The sequence below is a fragment of the Shewanella sp. SR43-8 genome (assembly GCF_014163775.1).
GTDB lineage: Bacteria > Pseudomonadota > Gammaproteobacteria > Enterobacterales > Shewanellaceae > Shewanella > Shewanella vesiculosa.
Window position 1 is genome coordinate 90,498 of the sequence record NZ_JACJDX010000016.1, and the last position, 20,754, is coordinate 111,251.

Below are 20,754 nucleotides of genomic sequence, written 5' to 3' on the forward strand. Positions count from 1 at the left end.
CTACGACTTTGTTGCAGGTGGAGCAATGAAGGCATGTTAGTTGTTTGATTTCGATACAAATACGATTGCTTGCTACAGCTATGAAATTAGCTATAAAGCTATTTCTTAGCCGCGATCTTATGGCTCTAAATGGTTGGACATAGGCAGTTAGAAAGTGTTTAGTATTTCTAGGGGCTACCACTCAGCAAGATTTATTAGAGCAGTTATTCATGTTCTACGATAAGCTTGAAGACGGTATTAAAGCAGAGCTGCCACTCAAGTGTATTTTGACGGTAGCGACAGCAGAGTAGTATCCATTGTGATAATTAACTTCCCTTTTTGGTGGTAGTAACTATAATTCCCTTGGTGGGAACCTTGAGGTGTAATGAAAGTCTTAGGAAGAGACAAACTTACAAAGTTTAGTCAAAAGCATGCTGACGCAAAAAAGGCACTTGAAGCTTGGTTTTCAGAAGCGAGTAAAGCTGACTGGAAAACCCCACAAGATATAAAGAATAGATATCGAAGCGCTGATTTCTTAGCTGATAATAAGGTTATCTTTAATGTGAAAGGTAACCATTACAGATTAGTTGTGAAAGTTAGATATCAAAATGGCATTGCTGTTATTGAATGGGTTGGAACTCATTCGGAGTATGATAAGCAAAGCTTTTAGGGAGGTATTATGGGCCACATTAAGTTAATTAAATCAACTCAAGATCATGAGCAAGCGTTAGCTCGCTTAATGCTATTAATGGATCGCGATCTTGCTCCGAACACTGCAGAAAATGATGAGTTGGATTTGCTTGCATTCTTGATCGAAAAGTATGAAGAAGAGGCCTTTCCTATTGAGTCTCCTGACCCTATTGAAGCGATTAAGTTTCGAATGGAACAACAAGGATTGATTAAAAAAGATTTAGTTCCATATTTTGGCTCTGCGTCAAAAGTAACGGAAGTACTAAACGGTACGCGAAGTTTAAGTCTTAATATGATCCGTAAGTTAAGCCCCGGTTTAGGGATATCTGCTGATGTCTTGATAAAAGAGCCTTGTCAAAAAGATACCATTTCCAAAGATGTTGATTGGGATGCTTTTCCTATATCAGAAATGCGCACCCGGGGTTATTTCGAAGGTTTTAAGGGCTCAATAAAGGAATTAAAAGAGTATTCAATTGAAAAGCTCAATCTGTTTTTAACGTCTGTTCCCAATGGCTTTTCTTTAAAACCAGCATTATTAAGAACCACTGCTCATTTACGTTCAAATGACAAAGAGACTAATAGTTACGCTTTATGGGCGTGGCAAGTCAGGATTTTACAGAAGGCGCAAGAAGAGCAGCTACCAGCTAAATATGTTAAAGGTACAGTTGATGCTAACTGGATGAAAAAATTGGCTCAGTTATCATGGTCTGATCAAGGGCCTAAGTTAGCGAAAGAGTTTTTGAACCGCCATGGTATTCATTTAATTATTGAAGCTCATTTACCAAAAACTTATTTAGATGGCGCTGTATGCATTTCTGCTAGCGGTAACCCTGTCGTTGCACTTACATTACGCTACGATAAATTAGATAACTTTTGGTTTTCGTTGATGCATGAGTTAGCACATATTGCGTTGCATGTGGATGGTACTGAAACATGGTACTTGGATAATTTAGATGCTGAAGGCGCCGACGAAGTTGAACAAGAGGCCGATGCATTAGCCCAGGAAAGCTTAATTCCATCAGGTTCTTCGAGTTTAGCCGAAGTGAAAGATGTTGATTGTGTGCAAAAACTTGCAAGTAAACTACACATATCACCATGCATTGTTGCTGGTAGAATCCGTTATGAGCGTAATGATCACTCTACATTTGGTAAAGCGTTCCGAGATAAGGTAAGAAGTCACTTTTAGTATGTAAGTTTCGCGTTTGATTGAAGTTTTTTTTTAAATGATTCTTAGCTCTGACATCGCATCGAGTTGTAAGCTCGTTCTCGTATCCACAAAGCACTGGAATAGCCTTTGACTGCGTTTGTGCTTTGAAGTATCCCTCACTATTTTAGCCATCATTTTATGATGGCAATCACACGCTAATTTTTATAAAGCAGCATCAACATCTCTCGTTAAGCCAAGAATATTCCCCTGTTATTTTCAGCAAAAACAAAAATAATGAGTCAAATTTAGTCACAAAACTAAGTTTCTTGCATTTATTTTCACTTTTTTTTATTCAAAAAAAATATCTAACTGCTTGAATAATATAGACCCCATTTATCCAGATTGTTTTTTGCTTTGTTATGATATCTGGTTTTGTTATTTGTTATCAATAACTTACATTTCCTGGTTTGTTTTTTGTGCTAAGATTGTTTTAGAAGTAATCGCACAGGATGATGCGATATAAATGTCGAAATGGAGTTTGACGATGTTGAGTAAAAATTTTGGTTGCGCTGATGATCAAGGGCAAAGACAAATGGACTTATACGATGGATGCAACAGTGAACATAATTCAATAGATGAATACAAGCCAGGCGTCACGATACAATCGTGTTCGTCACAGGGGCAAATGTGGCGTATTAAAAGTAGAACCACTGGTCGTGTATGTCATCTTTTATCTAAGCTTGAGTATCAAGTGTTTCTTCTCTTAGATATTCACCCGAATATCATTGAAATCAAAGAACAATATTCACACGACTTACCGTTGTCACTTAAAGTAGCTTTTGAGCTTGGCGTTAATCACCCACCGCAAAACAATCAAGAAAAATTACCGTTAACGACCGATTTTGTTGTTACTTACCAAGGGGTTGAGGCTAAGCAGATTGGCATATATGTTAAATATGCTAAAGATCTTAATAACTACAGAACAGTAGAAAAATTGTTGCTTGAGAAAGAAACACTAGCAAAAAGAAATATCCCGCTGTTAGTGATCACTGAAAAAGATATTGATACTAATGCTTTGAGAAATATAGAGTGGTTCTTAACGGCGGATGCATCTCAATATCAATTAGATGATGCTAAATCTAGAGCATCAAATATCTATGAGCAGCTTCAAGCTTCATCATCAGAGAAACTGACACAAATTCTAGCTCGTTTCGATGACGAGAATCAAATGCCAGCAGGCACACACTTAAACGAGTTGAAATGCTTATTGCAACTCGGATTTTTACATTTTGACTTAAACAAGGAATTTCATGAATTCTTAGGGCAAGATATATTGTTTGAGGCGGAGTTATGATTGAGTTTCTGCGCCCGAATGCTGTTTATTTGTGGAATGAACGTCCTTGTCGTCTTTTAAAAAATTTAGACTATTGCTGTATTTTTATTGATATAGAAAGCACTAGTGCTCTTCCATTTAAAGTCGATGCCGAAGATATAGACTTACATGACGAAATAGTTGAAATTGATGATCCATGGATTGAAATTATCAATCGGGCATATACGGCTGGTAGCGTTTACTTGAATAAGAGAGACAGCAATTACGAAAGGATAATACCACTGATTCAAAATGATGAGTTTTACGACAAAAATGTTAGAAGCGCAATAGTCGAGATATTAACTGCTCAAAGTTTTGGTTCTAAAAGTACGATATACCGCTATGCGAGGCGATATTGGCAGCGAGGACAAAGCATAAATACTTTATTGCCAGATTACTGTTATTGCGGAGGAAAGGGCAAGAAAAAGACTCGAAACGGTGTTCGTCTGGGGCGTCCGAAAGAATTCGGTGATTTACCTAATTCACTTTGGTCACCAGCGCTAGAAAGAATGATGCATTCCGCACTCTTAAATACCATTTTTTCAGAGCGTTATTTGATTGATAAAAAAGGAAAAAAGGTTAACAGTTGTGATTTAAATGCTGCATATACTGACTTATTAGCGCGATTTTGTGGTGGTGATATAAGCCGTTTGAGCAGTGGAAAACCCAGTAAGTCTATGTTGAAAGCATATTACAACAGTTGTTTTACTGTTGAGCGAAGAGCTCAAGCAAAACATGGTGAAATCTACTTTAAAGCTAACAATAGTCAGCTAACATCGAGTGTTAGAAAAGATATGGTAGGCCCAGGATCATCTTATTCAATAGATTCTACGCCATTTGATATTGGAGTAGCTAATGATGATCGACTGTTGCTCGGGCGACCGGTTTTATACCTATGTGTTGATGATTACTCATCTGCAATTACTGGCTTTTTATTAGTGTTAACACCTGCATCATACTTCAACGTAGTTAATGCGATGACGAGTGCTATTTCTAACAAAGTAAAGTTATGTGCAAAGCATGGAATGGATATTCAACAGAATGAGTGGCCTATGGAGGGCCTTCCCAAGGCTTTTTTTGCGGATTTAGGCTCCGACTTTAGAACTAAAAATATTGAAGCCGCGACATCTATGCACAATATTTCAATAATAAATAGTGGCGCAGGACAACCAAACAAAAGAGGGGATGGCGAGCGTGTATTTGGTCGTATACATGCTGAGTTAAGGCACCAGTTACCCGGATTAGTATCTCAATATACTTCAAAAAAATCAGGCGGAATGAGTAGCCAGAAGAACTATACCATGCACCTTGATGAGTTAAATAAAATCATCTTGAAAGCTATTCTTGTACTCAATAACAAACCGCTAGATAAATGGGATGGCGATAATGACTTCCCGGCCGAATTAGCTACGACACCGAATAATATTTGGAAATGGGGTGTCGCTCATAGGACTGGTTCTCTTCAATTGATAAACAAAGATTTTTTTTGGTTTTCATTACTTGAACAAGAAACCGCGACAATTTCAAATAGAAATATTTTAACAATCGATGGTGTTAAATATGTGCATCCGGAATTGTCTGGTCTTCGCGTTAAAGTTAATAGAAGTCAGCAGAAGCAAGTTGTTGTACGCGATAAAAGTGATGCTACAGCTATTTTTATAGTACCTAGTGAAGGTGCGCATGAGTATCTTCGATGCGAGCTTGAACCACATTTTCGACGGTTTAAAGGTCTGCCTTGGGCTGATGTTATCGATGATCTTAAAAAACGTAAACATAGTAATGCAAATGCACAACATTCTTATGAAGTGAAAAGAACCGCTGATTTTATTGAAAATGAAAAAGTCACTGAGGTTGCTACATGTGAGCGAAAAGAAGCTATAGATGGCTTATCGAAATCAGAACAAGTAGCTAATTTGGGCGATAAAAGTGAGCAACGCAGGCAGTCTCAAACTGTTTATAATAAATTAAAGCCAGAATTGGCTGTTAGTAATGCATGCATAAATGAGCCAATGATATATGAACAGGCGAATTCAGATGCAAGAGTAAAATTTTTCATGGATGAAGAGGATTAAAAATGGAGTTTAGTAATCAACGGCTATTAGTACCCGAAATACCACCCAGGGCATTTGAAGCTTGTTATATTGATGAAGCACATCCTTCATTTTGCGGTGTTCCATTTGTTGATGCGCTTATGCCTACTTTTAATGCAGCACAATTAAAAGAGAGCTTTAATAAAACAAATTATCGACAAGCATCGGTTGGTGACAGTGATATTGAGCGAAAACGTTGCGTTTATTCTCTTAAAGATGAATACACCGTTCTTGTACCAGAATTTCAAGATGTGTATGACAAGATAGATTTAGCTATAAAAAGTGGTTATCTATCGAGAGAGGACACTCTATATAACTATGAGCAACAGCGACAAAACCTGCATTATGCTATGAGTAACGATACTGTTCCATGGCGTGATTTAAGCGCGCCACGTCCTGTACGAAATGTTACATCTATAATTGGATGTAAAGGTTCTGGCAAAACGTTGGTGATGCAGCAATGTTTGTCAATGTACCCTAGTGTTATTTGGCATGCTAATAAATCTGAACAAGTTCAGATTGTTTATCTGTCAGTCAATTTAAAAGGAGCTACAAGCCCGATTGAGTATTGTAGTATTTTTTTACAATCGTTGGAAAACGCTATTGGGAAACAAAAGTATGCTAGCGAAGTTGTTGTTTCTCCAAATCTTAGAGCCGCATTGTTGAAAATACGAAGTTTGTTAATTACTTACAATGTCGGACTTGTTGTAATTGACTCTCTTCAAGTAATCGAAAAATGGAAATATGATGAGCGTAACATTTTTCTAGAACATATCGACGGTTTGGGTGATCTGGTGCCGTTGCTACTGATAAGTAATTCGAATGCGATATATGAGCTCAGTGATATTAGTCAGAGTAATATTGATTGGGATCCACTGATGCGTTTTTCTGGTAAAGATGATCTAATCGTTGAGCGTTGGTCTTTATTTAGCAAGAAGCTCTGGAAGCGGAATTGCTTAAAAAATCAATCACTAGAGCTCTCTGCTGAGTTAAGCTCTGAATGGTTTGATGCATGCGAAGGGGTTATCGGTCTTGCCGTCCATTTTTTTGTAGCATGTCAAATAGAAGCAATTAATTCAGGGGTAGAGCAGATTACGGTTAGCTTGATGAAGGACGTTAGGAGAAAAGAGTTTAGATTAAAAGAGGGTTTTTTATCAGCTATTAAGTCAGATAAAAATAAGATCTTCGAGCGTCTTGTAAATTCTCATGATAAGAGAAGAGTAAAACTCAAAAGCAACAAATCAAATCAAGCTCTAGCAAAGCCCCAAAATCCAGAAAAATTACAGCGTAATGACTTTAAACGCATCAGCAGAAAGGATTGGTCCAAGCTACCTCTCGATGACCTGAGGTATTTATTCTCACAAGATAAAAATGGCAGTTTTTATCACGTTCTAAAAAATGAAAAGCTTATCTTGTCTATGAGCGATTTGATTAGCTATGCTGAACTTCCCAGCGCCTTACCCAGATGAGTTAGTATATGGCATATTGAGCCGGGCCAGAGTACGCTTTTGCGTAACAAGTCCTAAGCGTTTACTCAGCGGTGTCATTGGCAGTCGCTCGGTTATTTCTTCAGTAAACTTTCCCTCTCGGCTTAACGATTTCACCTCGATTAATTCGTTAAATTTACCCTCGCCCATAGATCTTATTTATGGGCACACTCTATTCCCATTGTATAGTCCATTTCTACCCGAAAATAGAAGGTTAGAATGTTTAAACCATATGCAATTTAAGAGCTTTGGCTCGGTTCACCTCGCTTCTGGTTATGTCGCATCACTAATACCTAAATTACATGTGATGAGAGCTTGTCGGGATTGTATTGAAGAGCAACTGAATACAGTCGGTGAACCCTACTGGAGAAGAATACATCAAATTGTTGGAATAAATCATTGCTGTATACACGGAACTCCCCTAGTAAATATTCAACCCTACCATTCAATGCAACATAGGCATGAGTATTTTCCTCTGCAAACTCAACAAATAGAAACATTTTCACCTCAGATATTGATATCCAATCCTAAGTGGTTAGACGAGCAAGTGTGCTGGCTGCTTTATCGAGGAGAGCAGCAATCACTCAGTTTTGAGCAATGGACAAATCTGTATAGATATTTACTTGTTAAAAATGGATTCGCAAAAGGTTGTTTTTGTAATTACCCATTACTGAAAGAGGCTGTTGAGAGTGCCTGGTCAGAGGAATGGCTACGTTCGATGAATTTATTTCCAAATGAAACAGAGTCTAATTGGTTACATAAAATCACCAGAAAACATCGAAAATCCTTCAGTTATTTAGAGCATTTAGTCGCACTTTATGCCATTCAAAAAGATATCAAGCTCTCTGAGGTTATGGATAGAGGAAGGTCTTTAGTTAAATCAAATATCAAAACAGTTAAATTAACGACTTTCTCAAAAACAAAAATGCGAGAAAACCAAAAAATATGGCTAAATCAAGTTAAACAATTCGGGGCCAAAGTCGCTAGGGAAAATGGCTATGGAGGTACATATCTTTGGTTGTACCGCCACAATAGAGATTGGTTACTTAAAATTAATAACAAGTATAAGCGCCCTATTCCCGTAGTAAATAATAGAGTTGATTGGAAGAGAAGGGATATGGAAATTGTTAGAGCCCTTATTCGTATAATCGATAAACATTTTGATGATGTTTCGGGACCTCGATTATCGATTAAATGGCTTGTTTCTCAATTAGATACTGGAACGTCAGTGGAGAAATATCTATATAAACTGCCCTTGGCTTCAATCTATCTTGCCCGTTACTCTGAAAGTATTACTGATTATCAAATAAGAAGGATTACTCAAGTCATGATTATGACTAGACCAAATATACTTCCTAGATGGCAGATACTTAGATTGTCGGGATTAAGTGACGAGCGGATGACTCAAATGACATGTGAATTTTTGGATAGTCTACTAGCAAATTTTTGGGCTTTAAGAGGACTGTAACTAAAATGAACGAACAACAAAAATTAGAAGAATTACTAGGCCATTATTTTTCAGAACAAGATATAGCGTATATTTTCTCTTTACTACTGCCTTGGGCAGGAGACTACGAAGGCATTTCTAATTGGTTAGAAAAACCAATTTCAGCATTTGGTGATATTACTGCGATTGATGTTTGTGAAAGAGGGTTATCTAAGGACTTTATTGTATATTTAGCTGGGATTAATTGTGGTGGTTTTGCTTAATTAATGAGCTTGAATATCAGTTTCTAACATCACTATTATCGTACTATTTTAACCGCTTTTTAGTTTCTAACATTATTAATTTTCAGGATCGCACTTTGTTATAAAGATCATACATTTAGTTTATATTTTAGTTGCGTACTTTATTTAACTTCCACAAAATTTAATTTAACGGCTTCTTGGGAAGCCGTTTTTATTGGCTATAACACTGTAATAAAATAATTGATCATTTATCGCTTTAATTGTGAATCTGTCTATCTCTATGTTAATTATCGGCAAAGGATAAAGTCACTAACATTGCCAATAATGCTATTTAACGAGGATGAGGTTTATATCAATTGGATAAAATAAATTTACCGGCTAATGTGTAAAGTGAACATCATCGCTTCTGACATCAAGATGATAATTTTAATTGACCATTACAGTGTCGGTGAGATTGCATTTTTATAATTGAAAAATCAGGGGCGTGACATAAAACCAACGCCCCATCATTACTTAGCGATTACTTAGGTAACAGTACGGTATCAATTACATGGATCACACCGTTGCTAGCTTCAACATCTGTCATGATTACTTGTGCATTATTTACCATAACATTACCGTCTTTTACTTCAATGGTAACAGCTTGTCCTTCAACGGTAGTTGCGCTATCTAGGTTAACTACATCAGCAGCCAGCACTTTGCCTGAAACAACATGATAAGTTAGTACTGCAACAAGTTTATCTTTGTTTTCTGGTTTAAGAAGCATTTCTACTGTGCCTTCAGGCAACTTTGCAAACGCATCATCTGTTGGCGCGAATACTGTAAATGGACCCTCACCTTTTAATGTTTCAACAAGTCCTGCTGCTTTCACTGCTGCAACGAGAGTATTAAACGAGCCATTTTCAGCAGCGACATCAACGATATCTTTTTTCATACCATGATGCTCTGCATAAGAAACTGACGAGAACGCTAAACTAGCAAGGATAATAGCGATGATTGTAGTGAATTTATTTAACATTATATTTTCCTTTTTTGAGTGCATACCATTTTTGAGTTCAGCATTAGTTACGCATTCGTTAATTAATGAGATCAGTTTTTGTTTTAATAAACTAACGGGGTGAAATTGCAAAATAGTCGGTACTAAAAGATCAAGCTACGCTTCACAGCATCAAGCTCGTCGATAACAACATTTTATTTTAATGTGTAAAGTAGACTTGCTTGGTCAGTAGAGTTACATCAATGATTGATATTTTTACAGTTTAATTGTGTCAGTGACAGGTGATTAACTAATTGATAATAATGTTTATGTTGGTTTTTTTGTGGTGAGGCTAATAAGTCTAAACGTTAGGCTAGCAGTATTAACACTTCTTACCATCCGTTCCCTATAATGATGTTTGCGATATTGTGCCGCGGTTATTTTCATCATAGCCAGCATTCTTTTTAAAACAGCCAGCGCTAAATTATTATTTGTGCATATTTTATATTGGCATCAAATATTTATATCTTTTTATCTGAAAAGTTAATTATTTGTGTGTATTTTTTTTGAACCAGCAAATAAATCACCCCGTATAGAAATCGGTCACAATACTTAATGAGGATTTCTAAAATGAAACGGATTTACCCTTTTGCACTGTGTGTTTCTTTAATTGGTTTAACAGCTTGCTCTGACGACGATGATGTCATGGTTGTTGCTCCTGTAGAGCCAGAAATTTCATTCGTACGTGTTATTCATGCCGGTAGTGATGCACCATTAGTGAATGTTGTCGCTAATGGAAATGCATTACTGTCGAAGGTGGATTACGCCATGTCTAGTGATCTAATCCAAGTATCATCGGCGACTTACGATATTAGCGTTGATGCTGTTTTGGCCGATGGTAACACTGCAACCGTGCTCGAAACATCTCTTGATGCACAAAGTGATATGGAATATACCGCAGTGGCATTAGGGTTAGTGGCTAATGACACCCTAAATCTAAAACTGATTGCAAACCCAATAATGGACATTGCTACAGGTTACGCCAGAGTACAAGTTCTGCATGCTGCACCTGCAGCGGGCAATGTTGATGTTTATGTTACCGCCCCTGATGCAGATATTAGCGCTATGACTCCAACATTATCTGCAAACTATTTAGATGTAAGTTCGCAAATTGAGGTAGCTAATGGTGACTATCAAATTCGTATTACCGCATCAGGAATGAAAGATGTGGTATATGACTCAGGTACGGTTGCCTTAGCCGATATGCAAGATTACTTTATTAGCGCGATCCCTAATACCTGGTCTGGTGATTCACCAGTAGCATTACAAGTGTCGTTACCAGAAGGGCAAGTAATCTTAAATGATGTCAACAGCGGCGCAGATTTACGTGTTGTTCATGCTGTTGCTGACGCGCCTGCGGTGGACGTATTTGTTGACGAAGCAGTCACTCCAGCAGTTAACATGTTGTCTTTTGGTGAGGTAACGGGCTATGTCAATCTTGCTGACGGTACACATACAGTAACTGTTGCTGCGGATGCCGATAACAGTGTTGTGGTGATAGATAAGGCCGCCGTCGACTTAGATCTTGGTAAAAGTTATAGCACCTTAGCGGTAGGATCATTAATCGATAGCATGATTGAACCACTGGTGCTAGTTGAGCAAACCCGCCGCGTAGCGACTGAGGCAAAGTTAACAGTTACCCATGCTGCATATTCAGCACCAGAAGTTGATGTTTATCTTACAGCTTCTGCTGATATTACCGATGCAACGCCAGTATTAGAGGATGTACCATTTAAGGCCTCTTCTGGCAGTTTAAGTGTTACGCCTGGTAATTATGTAATTACTGTCACTGTTGCTAATACTAAAGATGTGGCTATCGGTCCGCTTGATGTGACCTTAGATGCTTCGGGTATTTATGCTGTCGCAGCTGTTGATAATGTCGATGGTGGATCGCCATTTGGGGTGATTTTATTAGACGACTTTACTGCGATGTAATATTTGCTATGTAAACCTTTTGCGGCTTATTCTTGCCAGATAAGCCGCTTTTTTTATACCTGTTAGATACACTCAATCACATTAAATTCTGAATACTTTTTATCTATGATTTAAATGGGACTTAAGCTCGCTGTGATTGTATAGATAGGTAGACATTATCAATACTCTCTATCTATATCGATAAGCTTAACTGTTTTATTTTATTGGTTTTTATGCTGACATTTATTACTGGCGCGTTATCGTTTTCTATAGGAATGGTGCTGTTGACTTTACAGGCACAAGCTGTGCAAAATTGCCCTCTATTTTATGTTGTTGAGTCAATTGATTACATCAATGGGATTGGCAACGGTTTACTCAGTTTTTTAGTTAATGTTAATGGTACATATCATCAAAATCATTTTTAAGGATAATTTAACAGGATGTTTACAATGGCGTTTACTATATTAATTCTATTGGTATTTTGGCTAATACCGTTAGTTATTATTGCCCGCAGCAAGAAAGTTAGCGCGAATGAGAAACTTGCCTGGTTGCTGGCAACCATATTTGTGAGTTGGTTGTCGTTTATTTTATTTCTCTTGCTCGCACCATTAAAACCTCGGGATAGCCATTAAGGTCATAGTTGTTGGTTATGTTCATGCAACAAAAAGGGAACAGTTACTGTTCCCTTTTTGTTGACGTCACATTATCAATTACCAAACTCGAGCGACTAGACCTTTGAGGTAATAACCTTCTGGGAATGCGCTGCTAATTGGATGATCGCTAGCTTGATGCATACGCTCAATAAACTGAACTTCACGTTTCGCATCCAAGGCAGCATCAGCAACCACTTTTTGGAATAGGTCTGACTGCATTAAGCCTGAACACGAGAACGTCAGTAATATTCCACCTGGATTAAGCAATTGCATCGCAATCATGTTGATGTCTTTATAACCGCGACATGCACCATCTAGCTGCGATTTATTGTCGGCAAACTTAGGCGGGTCGAGCACGATAACATCGAAAGTTTTAGCTTCATCTCGGTACTGGCGTAGTAATTTAAATACGTCAGCTTCGTTATAATTTACATGGTCATCATTAAGGTGATTAATCGCCATATTATCGCGAGCTGTTTGCAGCGCTAAGGTGGATACATCAACATTTTCAATACTCGCCGCGCCAGCTTTGGCGGCATATAAGCCGAAAGTACCAGTGTAACAGAAGCAGTTAAGTACAGATTTGCCTTTAACGAAACGAGCCGCCATAGCACGGTTGTCACGTTGATCTAGATAAAAACCGGTTTTGTGGCCTTTAATGACATCGACCGCAATCTTAATACCGTTTTCTTCGATGATAATAGGCATTGGGGGTAATTCGCCGTGAAGTAACCCTACGACAGGAACCAGGCCTTCTTTCTTTCTCGAGTCGACATCTGAACGCTCATAAACGGCGCAATCTGGATATTGAATCACTAGTTGTTCAACGATGGTATCGCGCCATTTTTCAGCACCAGTGCTTAATAGTTGGCAAACGAATACGTTGGCATAACGATCTATAGTGATACCAGGTAAACCGTCAGATTCTGCGGCAATTAAACGATAACCTGTAAGGCCTTGTTCGCGGATGAGTTCATCACGACCGGCTTGGGCCCTTTTTATACGTCTAGCAAAGAAGTCTGCATCGATGGTTTCTTCTTTGTCGAAGGTCCATATACGCACTTGGATTTGAGATTCTGGCGACCAGGCACCGCGTCCGAGCCAGTGCCCATCGTGCGCCACTACTTCAACAGTGTCACCAGCTTGCGGTTTGCCGCCATTGACGTTGTGAATTCCATTGGAAAATATCCAAGGGTGGCGTCGCTCTAATGAACGTTCGCGGCCAGGTTTAAGTTTAATTCTGATAGCCATGGTACTGCCTAATATAAAGTATAAGTGGAGAGTAAATTCGCTGCGCCTGATAACAACTGATTATAGGCCTTGTTCTGGGCTTATATGAGATTATCTAAGCTATATGGCTCAATTTGTGAGGGATATAAAGCTCGTGACGACAATGGGGTGATCATAGCGTGTTTTGAGTCTAAAAACCTGACAAATAATAACGCTGTAATATTAAGGTTAAGTTGACGGTATCGTTTGTTGATATTTGGATTATGGTTTTTTCGATGGCCTTTTTATTAAAGGTTTATCATTAGGTGTGCGCCGCCATAAACGTTGCTGGCTATTGTGCCTGCAAATAGTGCTGTATTAACAGATATCAGCAGGAATATTTTAGTTTGAGTAAGTTAACACTAAGGCTGAATATGTTTAACTTGTATTGTTTCATAGCCAAGTGACTATGGGATAAATCTGCTTGGTTAAGGTGTTGCCTTTAAAAGTGCGACATGATTATCGCTGTCCATTATCACTAATAATGACATTACTGGCCATAACGCTTTATTGGCTTTTCAGGCAACAAAATTTACACGTGAAAAAAGCAGAATATAGCCCTTAAATGGCAGAGCTTACTCAACTTCTGGATGGTCGTCATTTGCCGTAATATCGGCATGTTTTTCGTTGAGTAGTAAACTTGATAGGGCGATGCCACAGCCTATTTCTAGAATTCTTTTACCTTCAGTTTTGTAATCCAACATATAGTTAGCCAGTACTAAGCTTGATGGCCAAACAATACCAAAAATAGGCCAGCTGGCCGAGGATATTCTAAGTTTTATCCTATTTGGCACTCTTCATGTCAATCATCGATTATCTCGTGTCATTAAACACAGAGTGGTAGTTATTAAATATGTGATACATGTAGGAAGCTTAATGATAATGGTTTGCATTAACATATTCGTTATGTATAATTCACGAAAATTTACACTACTTTACATAACACACTAGTTGTTTACATTGTCTGATCGGGATGGAATATGAAAAAAACGTTAATAGCTGCAACACTATTTAGCCTTTTGGCTAGCAATCAAGTTATGGCTTCTGATGAAACGACTGAACTACGCCAGATTATTGAGCAGCAGCAGAAAGTGCTTAAAGATCTTGAAAAGCGTCTTGAGCAAACTGAAAAACGTGTAGAGGCGACGGCTGATGTAGTAGAAGCAAGCGCATCAAGCAAGTCGGCAACCACTATTGGTGGATATGGCGAATTACACTACAACAATATTAGCAATAACCAAACTGGTGAAGACAAGAAAGAATTCGACTTCCATCGCTTTGTATTATTTGTCGGTCACGAGTTTAATAGCAGTACACGTTTTTTCTCTGAACTCGAAGTTGAGCATTCCATCGCAGGTGAGAGCCAAAATGGCGAAGTTGAGTTAGAGCAAGCCTATATCGAGCATGACTTTAATGAGATGTTTACCGGTAAAGCTGGTCTATTTTTAATGCCTGTCGGTATTATCAACGAAACTCACGAACCAACAGCATTCTATGGTGTTGAGCGTAACCCAGTAGAAAAAGACATCATTCCTGCAACGTGGTGGGAAGGGGGTATAAACCTTAATATTAAAGCGGCGCCAGGTTTAGCCTTTGATACCGCAATCACTTCTGGTTTGTATTTAGACCAAAGCTCTGGTTACAAAATCCGTAATGGTCGTCAAAAAGTTTCTGAAGCTAAGGGCGAAGATTTAGCCTATACCGGCCGTGTAAAATACACTGCTGTTCCAGGTTTGGAGCTAGCAGCAACGGTTCAGTATCAGTCAGATTTAACTCAAGGTACTGCCGATGTTGATTCTGCAGCAGCAACATTGCTTACCGCACATGCCATTTACAGCATTGAACACTTCACTGTAAAAGCTCTATATGCACAGTGGAATATTGATGGTAAAGAAGCTGAAGCATTAGGTCGTGATAAGCAAAATGGTTTCTATATTGAGCCTGCTTACCGTATTAATGAACAGTTTGGTGTGTTTGCTCGTTATAACGAGTGGGACAACAATGCTGGTGATAGCGCCGATACTAAGAAAAAACAAACCAACGTGGGTGTTAACTACTGGTTACACGAAAACGTAGTGTTTAAAGCTGATTACGAAAATATTGGTGGCGCTGCAGATTCAGACGGTTTTAACTTAGGTGTTGGTTACCAGTTCTAAACCTGAGAATTCTCAGAGGTAAGACGCATCGATAAAAACGTTTATCGGTAAATGGGGGCCTGCAGTGTATATTGTTGGCGCCCGTATTTTTATGATGTTTGAGGGCTGTCATGCAAACAATATTACGATCATATTTGATGGTATTTATGCTGGGGTTAGCGGCTTGTTTGTCAGTATTTAATAGCGTTGCTGCCACACAATATCAGTCAAATGAAGCGTTTATTAGCCAAGCATTTAATGGCAGTAGTGGCGAGTCTAAGGTGCTATGGCTTGACGATGAGCTCAAACAAGCGATAGAAGTTATCTTAGCCCATCGTTTTAATAAAATGCGGCTGCGTTATTGGCTACACAATAATGCAACGGTATGGATAATGGACGAGATAGGTAAAGAATCGCCAATTACAGTGGCTATCCATGTAAAAGACAATCAAATAGAACGAACTAAAGTGTTAATCTATCGTGAAAGTCGCGGTGATGAAGTGCGTCATGATTTTTTTACTGATCAATTTAAGTCGGCCAAGCTAGATGACCAATATCAGCTTGATAAGCATATAGATGGCATTACAGGCGCGACATTATCAGTAAGAGCGTTAACTAAGTTATCGCGTATTGCATTATTACTTCATGCGCATGTGGTGCCATAAGCCCAATTTCAATTCCAGCGGATCATTTCAAGCAGGTTAGTGTGACTCAGACATCTCGACGTAATCGTTTTAGACTTAAGTTGTTACGAGCACTTCGTCCTTGGCATCGACGCTTAGGCTTAGCGAGTGTTTTATTTATCCTATTACTCGTGTTCACAGGTGTAGCGATAAATCACAGTGATGATTTTGGTTTAGACCAAACACCTGTTACCCAGTCTTGGTTACTTGATTATTATGGTATTCCAGCTCCTGCGCATGTCGCTCAGTTTTCTGCTTTAGATAAGCGTAATTTACCTGCACTTTATATTACTGATAATTTATTGTGGCAGGGAAAACAGGTTATTTTTGAAGGCCCACAAACGTTAATCAGTGCCAGTTATGCTGCCAATATGCTGGTGGCAATGGATAACAATCAGTTGTATTTATTCGATAGCGCAGGGCATTTACAAGAAACACAGAATAGCAGTACCGGTTTACCGGCTGGCTTATTAGCGCTGGCAGTAGTGGATGGTCGAGTATGGCTAAAGACAGACTCTGGTGTTTATCAAGCTGATGAGCAGTTAATTGATTGGCAACCTACTGTACCGCTCAAGCCGTTAAGTTGGCTTATGCCAAATCCTCAAGTTAATGCTGAGTTTATTCAACATGCTCGTAGTGCGCATTTAAATTGGCAACGCGTAATGCTAGATCTACATAGTGGTCGCCTATTTGGAGCGTTAACAGTGTGGCTATGGGACTTGTTTGCGCTAGCATTGTTGTTGGTATCATTAAGCGGTTTCTGGATTTGGTACCAAAAAAAATAATGGTAACAATGCTTTTATAATTTCATAAAGAGCGCATAAGATGGACTAGCAAGCTCATGGTTATAACGTTAGCCCATCAAGAGTGCCGACTCTTTAGATCGCTCAGCTTGCTGCACTTTCTTTAACTCAATTTTTTTCCAAACCTTGTCATGAAAGTAAAATACAACTGTATTAACGGCAGGCTCAAGCAGGGCTATGGTGCCACCGATAATAATGCTCCCGGTTAATAAGTAGGTAATCGTAAATGCGACACCGAAGTGTAAAATGGCAAAACTGAAAGTTTTTTTCATGGTTAAGTCCCCCTTTGTTAATTTGCTTAAATGATAACAGTTATCATTATCATGTAAAGCGGGTTAATTCGATTATTACCAATGAAAATTTCGATTACGATTATATTTTTTAATACCGAAAACAATAAAAGCCCTTAAAGGGCCTTTATGATGGCAGAAAATATCCGTTAATTTAGAGTATAACCCTATGTGCTGGGGTTAGTAATGCCAAGGAAAGCGGGAAAAATCTTGGTCGCGTTTTTCTAAAAAGGCATCACGGCCTTCTTGAGCTTCTTCACTCGCATACGCTAAGCGTGTGGCTTCACCGGCAAACAGTTGTTGGCCTACTAAGCCATCGTCGGCCATATTAAAGCCATATTTAAGCATACGCATTGCGGTAGGCGATTTAGAGTTAATCTCTTTTGCCCAAACTAATGCTTCTATTTCGAGCTCAGCATGGGGAATCGCTCGGTTTACCATGCCCATATCAAAGGCTTCTTCTGCTGAGTAATTAAAACCAAGAAAGAAGATTTCACGAGCACGTTTTTGGCCAATCATCTTAGCTAAATATGCACTGCCATACCCGGAATCAAAACTGCCCACATCAGGGTCAGTTTGTTTAAAGATAGCGTGTTCTTTAGAGGCTAATGTTAAGTCACACACTACATGTAAACTATGGCCACCACCCACAGCCCAGCCTGGCACAACTGCAATAACCACTTTGGGCATAAAACGAATCAAACGTTGTACTTCTAATATATGTAGGCGTCCCATGCGTGCGACATCAGGCTTACCTTCCTCTGCGCCTTCATATTTATAGCCGTCTTTACCACGAATACGTTGATCACCGCCTGCGCAAAATGAGTACTGACCTTTTGCTGATGGCCCATTACCTGTTAATAGTACACATCCTACATCAGACCATTGTCTAGCATGATCTAGAGCGATAAAGAGTTCGTCTACGGTTTTAGGGCGAAATGAATTAAGGCAATCAGGCCTGTCAATGGCAATACGCACTGTACCTTGGTGTTTTGCCCGATGATAAGTGATGTCTTCAAAATTGAATCCTTCGACAAGATCCCATAAGTCTGGATCAAAAATGTCGGATACTGATTCTGTGTGTGATTGAGTCATAAAAACCTAGCCCCTATTGTAGATATTACACAAAGGCTAGGCTTATTTGATATTTAGGTCAATTTGAGAGCATAAAACCGTTAACTAACTCGAGTTATTAGATTTTATCGCAAATAAATTGTAAGTTTTCTTTGGTGAAAACCGGGTGGCGAGCACTGCTATGGCAGTATTGATCTTTAAACTCAGCTATTGCTTCATTACTGGTAAACACACCATCTAACTCACGGATCTCAATAGTTGATAAGCGTTCGTAAATTTCCGCTTTAATTTGCGGTAAGTGTTTATCAATTTTAATGATTTTTGTGCCCGTCATCGAATCAAGCTTTTTGTCAGCCTTAGTAAACATTGTTTTAATGTCATGGATTGGCTTATCAAGCTTGTCTGTTTCCGTCGCGAAATAATAAATAATTCCCGCAATTATTATTAATCCTATCCAGCCTCTCATCTTTTTATCCAATAATGTGTTATTACCTATATAATAAGCTAGTTATCGTTCAATATTAAAGCAGTAAGGCTGTAACATGACGACAGAATCTAACCCCAAGGACTTTTCTAAACAACAACGTATTAAAATCCATCAACCTGATGCCAGTAAAGCAGACCGTTTCAATCCGCGCAACCGTATTTATGTAAGAGCTGTAGATGGCTTATGGACAACGTTACGCCGTTACATGGGTTGGATTGCTATGTTGTTCTTCTTATTGTTGCCCTGGTTGCCATGGGGCGATCGTCAAGCAGTTTGGTTTCATCTGGCCGAGCAAAAATTCCATGTGTTTGGTTTAACTATCTGGCCACAAGACCTCACCTTACTCGCAGCACTGTTTATGATAGCTGCATTCGGGTTGTTTTTCGTTACTACTTATCTCGGTAGAGTGTGGTGTGGCTATACCTGCCCACAAACGGTGTGGACCTTCATTTTTATCTGGTTTGAAGAAAAGTTTGAAGGCGCACGCAATAAACGCATTAAGCTTGATCAAATGCCATGGAGCTTTAATAAGCTATGGCGGAAAACCGCTAAACATACCTCTTGGCTACTGGTATCACTATTAACAGCCACAACCTTTGTATCTTACTTTGTTCCAAGCCGTGAACTGTACATTGACATCTTTACCTTGAATGCCGGTGGTGGAATATATTTTTGGGTTATTTTCTTCACTATTGCGACATATGGTAATGCCGGATGGATGCGTGAGATCATGTGTATTCATATGTGTCCTTATGCCCGTTTCCAAGCGGCTATGTTTGATAAAAATACTTATATAGTCGGTTACGACACTCAGCGTGGTGAAACGCGTGGTCCTCGTTCTCGCAAACAAGACCCAAAAGAAATGGGCTTAGGCGACTGTATTGATTGTGACTTATGTGTACAAGTCTGTCCGACAGGGATTGATATACGTAATGGTCTGCAATACGAATGTATTAACTGTGGGGCCTGTATTGATGCATGTGATAACACCATGGAACGCATGGGTTACGAAAAAGGGTTAATCAGTTACACAACAGAAAACAAACTTGATGGCGTACAAGAAAAGGTATTGCGACCTAAGCTGGTCGGTTACGGTGTAGTGCTGACTGTGATGATATTAATATTCATTTATGCCAGCGCAACTATTGCGCCTGTTCGTATGGATGTTATTAGAGATAGAAACTCACTGTATCGTCAAAACAACCAAGGCAATACCGAAAACACCTTTACGATAAAAATTCTTAATAAGACAGAACAGCCACAAGAGTATGAGTTAAGTGTCGAAGGTCTGCCGAATGCTAAATGGATTGGCCCGCAGCACGTCTCAATCGGATCTGGTGAAGTCATCACCTTGCCAATTAGTATTGCTGTCGATCCTATCGAGCTGAAGAGAAGTATTACTAAAATCGATATTAAAATTAACGCAGTTATAGACGGTAGCCCAATAGAAATAAAACAGGAAACTCGATTCTTTGGTGATTAGAACCGAGCAAAATAGGCAAAAAAGGGGCTGGTAGTTCCTTTTTTGTTCATTTCGATTGAAAAAGCACCTCTCAGTCATGTTTTTGCAATATTTAGCATTTTTATGCTTGCACTAAATCTTAAGCTGCCTATAATGCGCATCCACTGACACGGCAGACAGCGAAAGCGGTCACCGAGTTGGGTTGAATTAAGTGCTTCAAAAAACTGGATTCAAGGCGAAAAGAAAGTTTGAAAAAACACTTGACGCCGACACGGGAAAGCGTAGAATACGCACCCCAAGCCAACGACCTAGCGTCTTACGGCGATGTCTGAAAAATCGACATCACGTTCTTTAACAATCTAAACAAGAAATCTGTGTGGACATTCACAGGTATTGAGTTATTCGAAATTGTCTTCTGTTCTTCGGAATGTTGGCAATCAAAAAATTTAAACTCAATGCAACGATGAATGTTCATAGTAATATGTACAAAGACT

The 20,754-nt window shown here is 38.9% G+C and carries 18 protein-coding genes and 1 pseudogene; 13 read left to right on the forward strand and 6 right to left on the reverse strand.

Annotated elements, in window-relative coordinates; all coding sequences use genetic code 11:
- Positions 1-364 precede the first annotated feature (364 nt).
- The 7 genes from H5114_RS18460 to H5114_RS18490 all read left to right on the forward strand — a co-directional run bounded on the left by H5114_RS18460 (position 365) and on the right by H5114_RS18490 (position 8,475).
- Positions 365-649 carry a type II toxin-antitoxin system HigB family toxin gene (locus tag H5114_RS18460; RefSeq protein ID WP_182723721.1) on the forward strand — a complete coding sequence of 95 codons (285 nt, stop codon included), beginning with the start codon at positions 365-367 and terminating at the stop codon, positions 647-649.
- Between the two features lie 9 nt (positions 650-658).
- Positions 659-1,855, forward strand: coding sequence for an ImmA/IrrE family metallo-endopeptidase (locus H5114_RS18465; protein WP_182723722.1), 1,197 nt, complete (start codon positions 659-661; stop codon positions 1,853-1,855).
- 505 nt (positions 1,856-2,360) lie between these two features.
- Positions 2,361-3,170, forward strand: a complete 810-nt coding sequence (locus tag H5114_RS18470) for a TnsA endonuclease N-terminal domain-containing protein (RefSeq protein WP_182723723.1) — start codon at positions 2,361-2,363, stop codon at positions 3,168-3,170.
- Positions 3,167-5,260 (forward strand): hypothetical protein, encoded by a 2,094-nt coding sequence (locus tag H5114_RS18475; RefSeq protein ID WP_182723724.1) that lies wholly within the window; start codon positions 3,167-3,169, stop codon positions 5,258-5,260. The genes H5114_RS18470 and H5114_RS18475 overlap by 4 nt, the downstream gene beginning before the upstream one ends.
- A gap of 2 nt (positions 5,261-5,262) precedes the next feature.
- Complete coding sequence (locus H5114_RS18480) at positions 5,263-6,747, forward strand: AAA family ATPase (RefSeq protein ID WP_182723725.1); 1,485 nt, start codon at positions 5,263-5,265, stop codon at positions 6,745-6,747.
- A complete protein-coding gene (locus H5114_RS18485) occupies positions 6,716-8,233 on the forward strand; it encodes a TnsD family Tn7-like transposition protein (protein WP_182723726.1) in 1,518 nt (505 codons plus the stop codon). The genes H5114_RS18480 and H5114_RS18485 overlap by 32 nt, the downstream gene beginning before the upstream one ends.
- A 5-nt stretch (positions 8,234-8,238) precedes the next feature.
- Positions 8,239-8,475, forward strand: a complete 237-nt coding sequence (locus H5114_RS18490) for a hypothetical protein (protein ID WP_182723727.1) — start codon at positions 8,239-8,241, stop codon at positions 8,473-8,475.
- Between the two features lie 499 nt (positions 8,476-8,974).
- Here the strand turns inward: H5114_RS18490 and H5114_RS18495 are convergent, their stop codons facing one another.
- Positions 8,975-9,472, reverse strand: a complete 498-nt coding sequence (locus H5114_RS18495) for a fasciclin domain-containing protein (protein WP_124016596.1) — start codon at positions 9,470-9,472, stop codon at positions 8,975-8,977.
- Between the two features lie 588 nt (positions 9,473-10,060).
- On the opposite strand from H5114_RS18495, the gene H5114_RS18500 reads away from it, so the two are divergent.
- Entirely contained in the window at positions 10,061-11,425 is a 1,365-nt protein-coding gene (locus H5114_RS18500; protein ID WP_182723728.1) for a DUF4397 domain-containing protein, read from the forward strand.
- Between the two features lie 428 nt (positions 11,426-11,853).
- Positions 11,854-12,036, forward strand: coding sequence for a hypothetical protein (locus tag H5114_RS18505; protein ID WP_124016598.1), 183 nt, complete (start codon positions 11,854-11,856; stop codon positions 12,034-12,036).
- 78 nt (positions 12,037-12,114) lie between these two features.
- Here H5114_RS18505 and H5114_RS18510 read toward each other — a convergent pair whose 3' ends face one another.
- Together H5114_RS18510 and H5114_RS18515 are read right to left on the reverse strand one after the other, a co-directional pair.
- Positions 12,115-13,308, reverse strand: a complete 1,194-nt coding sequence (locus H5114_RS18510) for a class I SAM-dependent rRNA methyltransferase (RefSeq protein WP_182698839.1) — start codon at positions 13,306-13,308, stop codon at positions 12,115-12,117.
- 602 nt (positions 13,309-13,910) lie between these two features.
- Positions 13,911-14,105: pseudogene (locus tag H5114_RS18515) on the reverse strand (histidine kinase); the annotation flags it as partial.
- Between the two features lie 201 nt (positions 14,106-14,306).
- On the opposite strand from H5114_RS18515, the gene H5114_RS18520 reads away from it, so the two are divergent.
- The 3 genes from H5114_RS18520 (at position 14,307) to H5114_RS18530 (ending at position 16,929) form a co-directional block, all read left to right on the forward strand.
- Positions 14,307-15,482, forward strand: a complete 1,176-nt coding sequence (locus H5114_RS18520) for a porin (RefSeq protein ID WP_124016600.1) — start codon at positions 14,307-14,309, stop codon at positions 15,480-15,482.
- A gap of 110 nt (positions 15,483-15,592) precedes the next feature.
- Entirely contained in the window at positions 15,593-16,126 is a 534-nt protein-coding gene (locus H5114_RS18525) for an FMN-binding protein (RefSeq protein ID WP_124016601.1), read from the forward strand.
- 41 nt (positions 16,127-16,167) lie between these two features.
- Positions 16,168-16,929: a PepSY-associated TM helix domain-containing protein gene (locus H5114_RS18530; protein WP_182723730.1), complete on the forward strand. Its 762-nt coding sequence runs from the start codon at positions 16,168-16,170 to the stop codon at positions 16,927-16,929.
- 68 nt (positions 16,930-16,997) lie between these two features.
- Here the strand turns inward: H5114_RS18530 and H5114_RS18535 are convergent, their stop codons facing one another.
- The 3 genes from H5114_RS18535 to H5114_RS18545 form a co-directional block, all read right to left on the reverse strand.
- Positions 16,998-17,219, reverse strand: coding sequence for a DUF2061 domain-containing protein (locus H5114_RS18535; protein WP_182723731.1), 222 nt, complete (start codon positions 17,217-17,219; stop codon positions 16,998-17,000).
- A 198-nt stretch (positions 17,220-17,417) separates the two neighbouring features.
- The gene (locus tag H5114_RS18540; protein WP_124016617.1) at positions 17,418-18,332 is read right to left on the reverse strand and encodes a 1,4-dihydroxy-2-naphthoyl-CoA synthase; all 915 of its coding nucleotides are present in this window, start codon (positions 18,330-18,332) and stop codon (positions 17,418-17,420) included.
- A 97-nt stretch (positions 18,333-18,429) separates the two neighbouring features.
- Positions 18,430-18,777 (reverse strand): hypothetical protein, encoded by a 348-nt coding sequence (locus tag H5114_RS18545; protein WP_182698844.1) that lies wholly within the window; start codon positions 18,775-18,777, stop codon positions 18,430-18,432.
- Positions 18,778-18,853: 76 nt separating this feature from the next.
- Here H5114_RS18545 and ccoG point away from each other — a divergent pair, with 76 nt between their 5' ends.
- Complete coding sequence (gene ccoG / locus H5114_RS18550; RefSeq protein WP_124016619.1) at positions 18,854-20,281, forward strand: cytochrome c oxidase accessory protein CcoG; 1,428 nt, start codon at positions 18,854-18,856, stop codon at positions 20,279-20,281.
- Positions 20,282-20,754: the final 473 nt, after the last annotated feature.

Excerpts from the sequence above, each read along its gene's own strand:
- H5114_RS18460 (WP_182723721.1), top strand. The coding sequence starts at position 365 with ATGAAAGTCTTAGGAAGAGACAAACTTACAAAGTTTAGTCAAAAGCAT.
- H5114_RS18465 (WP_182723722.1), top strand. The coding sequence starts at position 659 with ATGGGCCACATTAAGTTAATTAAATCAACTCAAGATCATGAGCAAGCG.
- H5114_RS18470 (WP_182723723.1), top strand. The coding sequence starts at position 2,361 with ATGTTGAGTAAAAATTTTGGTTGCGCTGATGATCAAGGGCAAAGACAA.
- H5114_RS18475 (WP_182723724.1), top strand. The coding sequence starts at position 3,167 with ATGATTGAGTTTCTGCGCCCGAATGCTGTTTATTTGTGGAATGAACGT.
- H5114_RS18480 (WP_182723725.1), top strand. The coding sequence starts at position 5,263 with ATGGAGTTTAGTAATCAACGGCTATTAGTACCCGAAATACCACCCAGG.
- H5114_RS18485 (WP_182723726.1), top strand. The coding sequence starts at position 6,716 with ATGCTGAACTTCCCAGCGCCTTACCCAGATGAGTTAGTATATGGCATA.
- H5114_RS18490 (WP_182723727.1), top strand. The coding sequence starts at position 8,239 with ATGAACGAACAACAAAAATTAGAAGAATTACTAGGCCATTATTTTTCA.
- H5114_RS18495 (WP_124016596.1), bottom strand. The coding sequence starts at position 9,472 with ATGTTAAATAAATTCACTACAATCATCGCTATTATCCTTGCTAGTTTA.
- H5114_RS18500 (WP_182723728.1), top strand. The coding sequence starts at position 10,061 with ATGAAACGGATTTACCCTTTTGCACTGTGTGTTTCTTTAATTGGTTTA.
- H5114_RS18505 (WP_124016598.1), top strand. The coding sequence starts at position 11,854 with ATGGCGTTTACTATATTAATTCTATTGGTATTTTGGCTAATACCGTTA.
- H5114_RS18510 (WP_182698839.1), bottom strand. The coding sequence starts at position 13,308 with ATGGCTATCAGAATTAAACTTAAACCTGGCCGCGAACGTTCATTAGAG.
- H5114_RS18520 (WP_124016600.1), top strand. The coding sequence starts at position 14,307 with ATGAAAAAAACGTTAATAGCTGCAACACTATTTAGCCTTTTGGCTAGC.
- H5114_RS18525 (WP_124016601.1), top strand. The coding sequence starts at position 15,593 with ATGCAAACAATATTACGATCATATTTGATGGTATTTATGCTGGGGTTA.
- H5114_RS18535 (WP_182723731.1), bottom strand. The coding sequence starts at position 17,219 with ATGAAAAAAACTTTCAGTTTTGCCATTTTACACTTCGGTGTCGCATTT.
- H5114_RS18540 (WP_124016617.1), bottom strand. The coding sequence starts at position 18,332 with ATGACTCAATCACACACAGAATCAGTATCCGACATTTTTGATCCAGAC.
- H5114_RS18545 (WP_182698844.1), bottom strand. The coding sequence starts at position 18,777 with ATGAGAGGCTGGATAGGATTAATAATAATTGCGGGAATTATTTATTAT.
- ccoG (WP_124016619.1), top strand. The coding sequence starts at position 18,854 with ATGACGACAGAATCTAACCCCAAGGACTTTTCTAAACAACAACGTATT.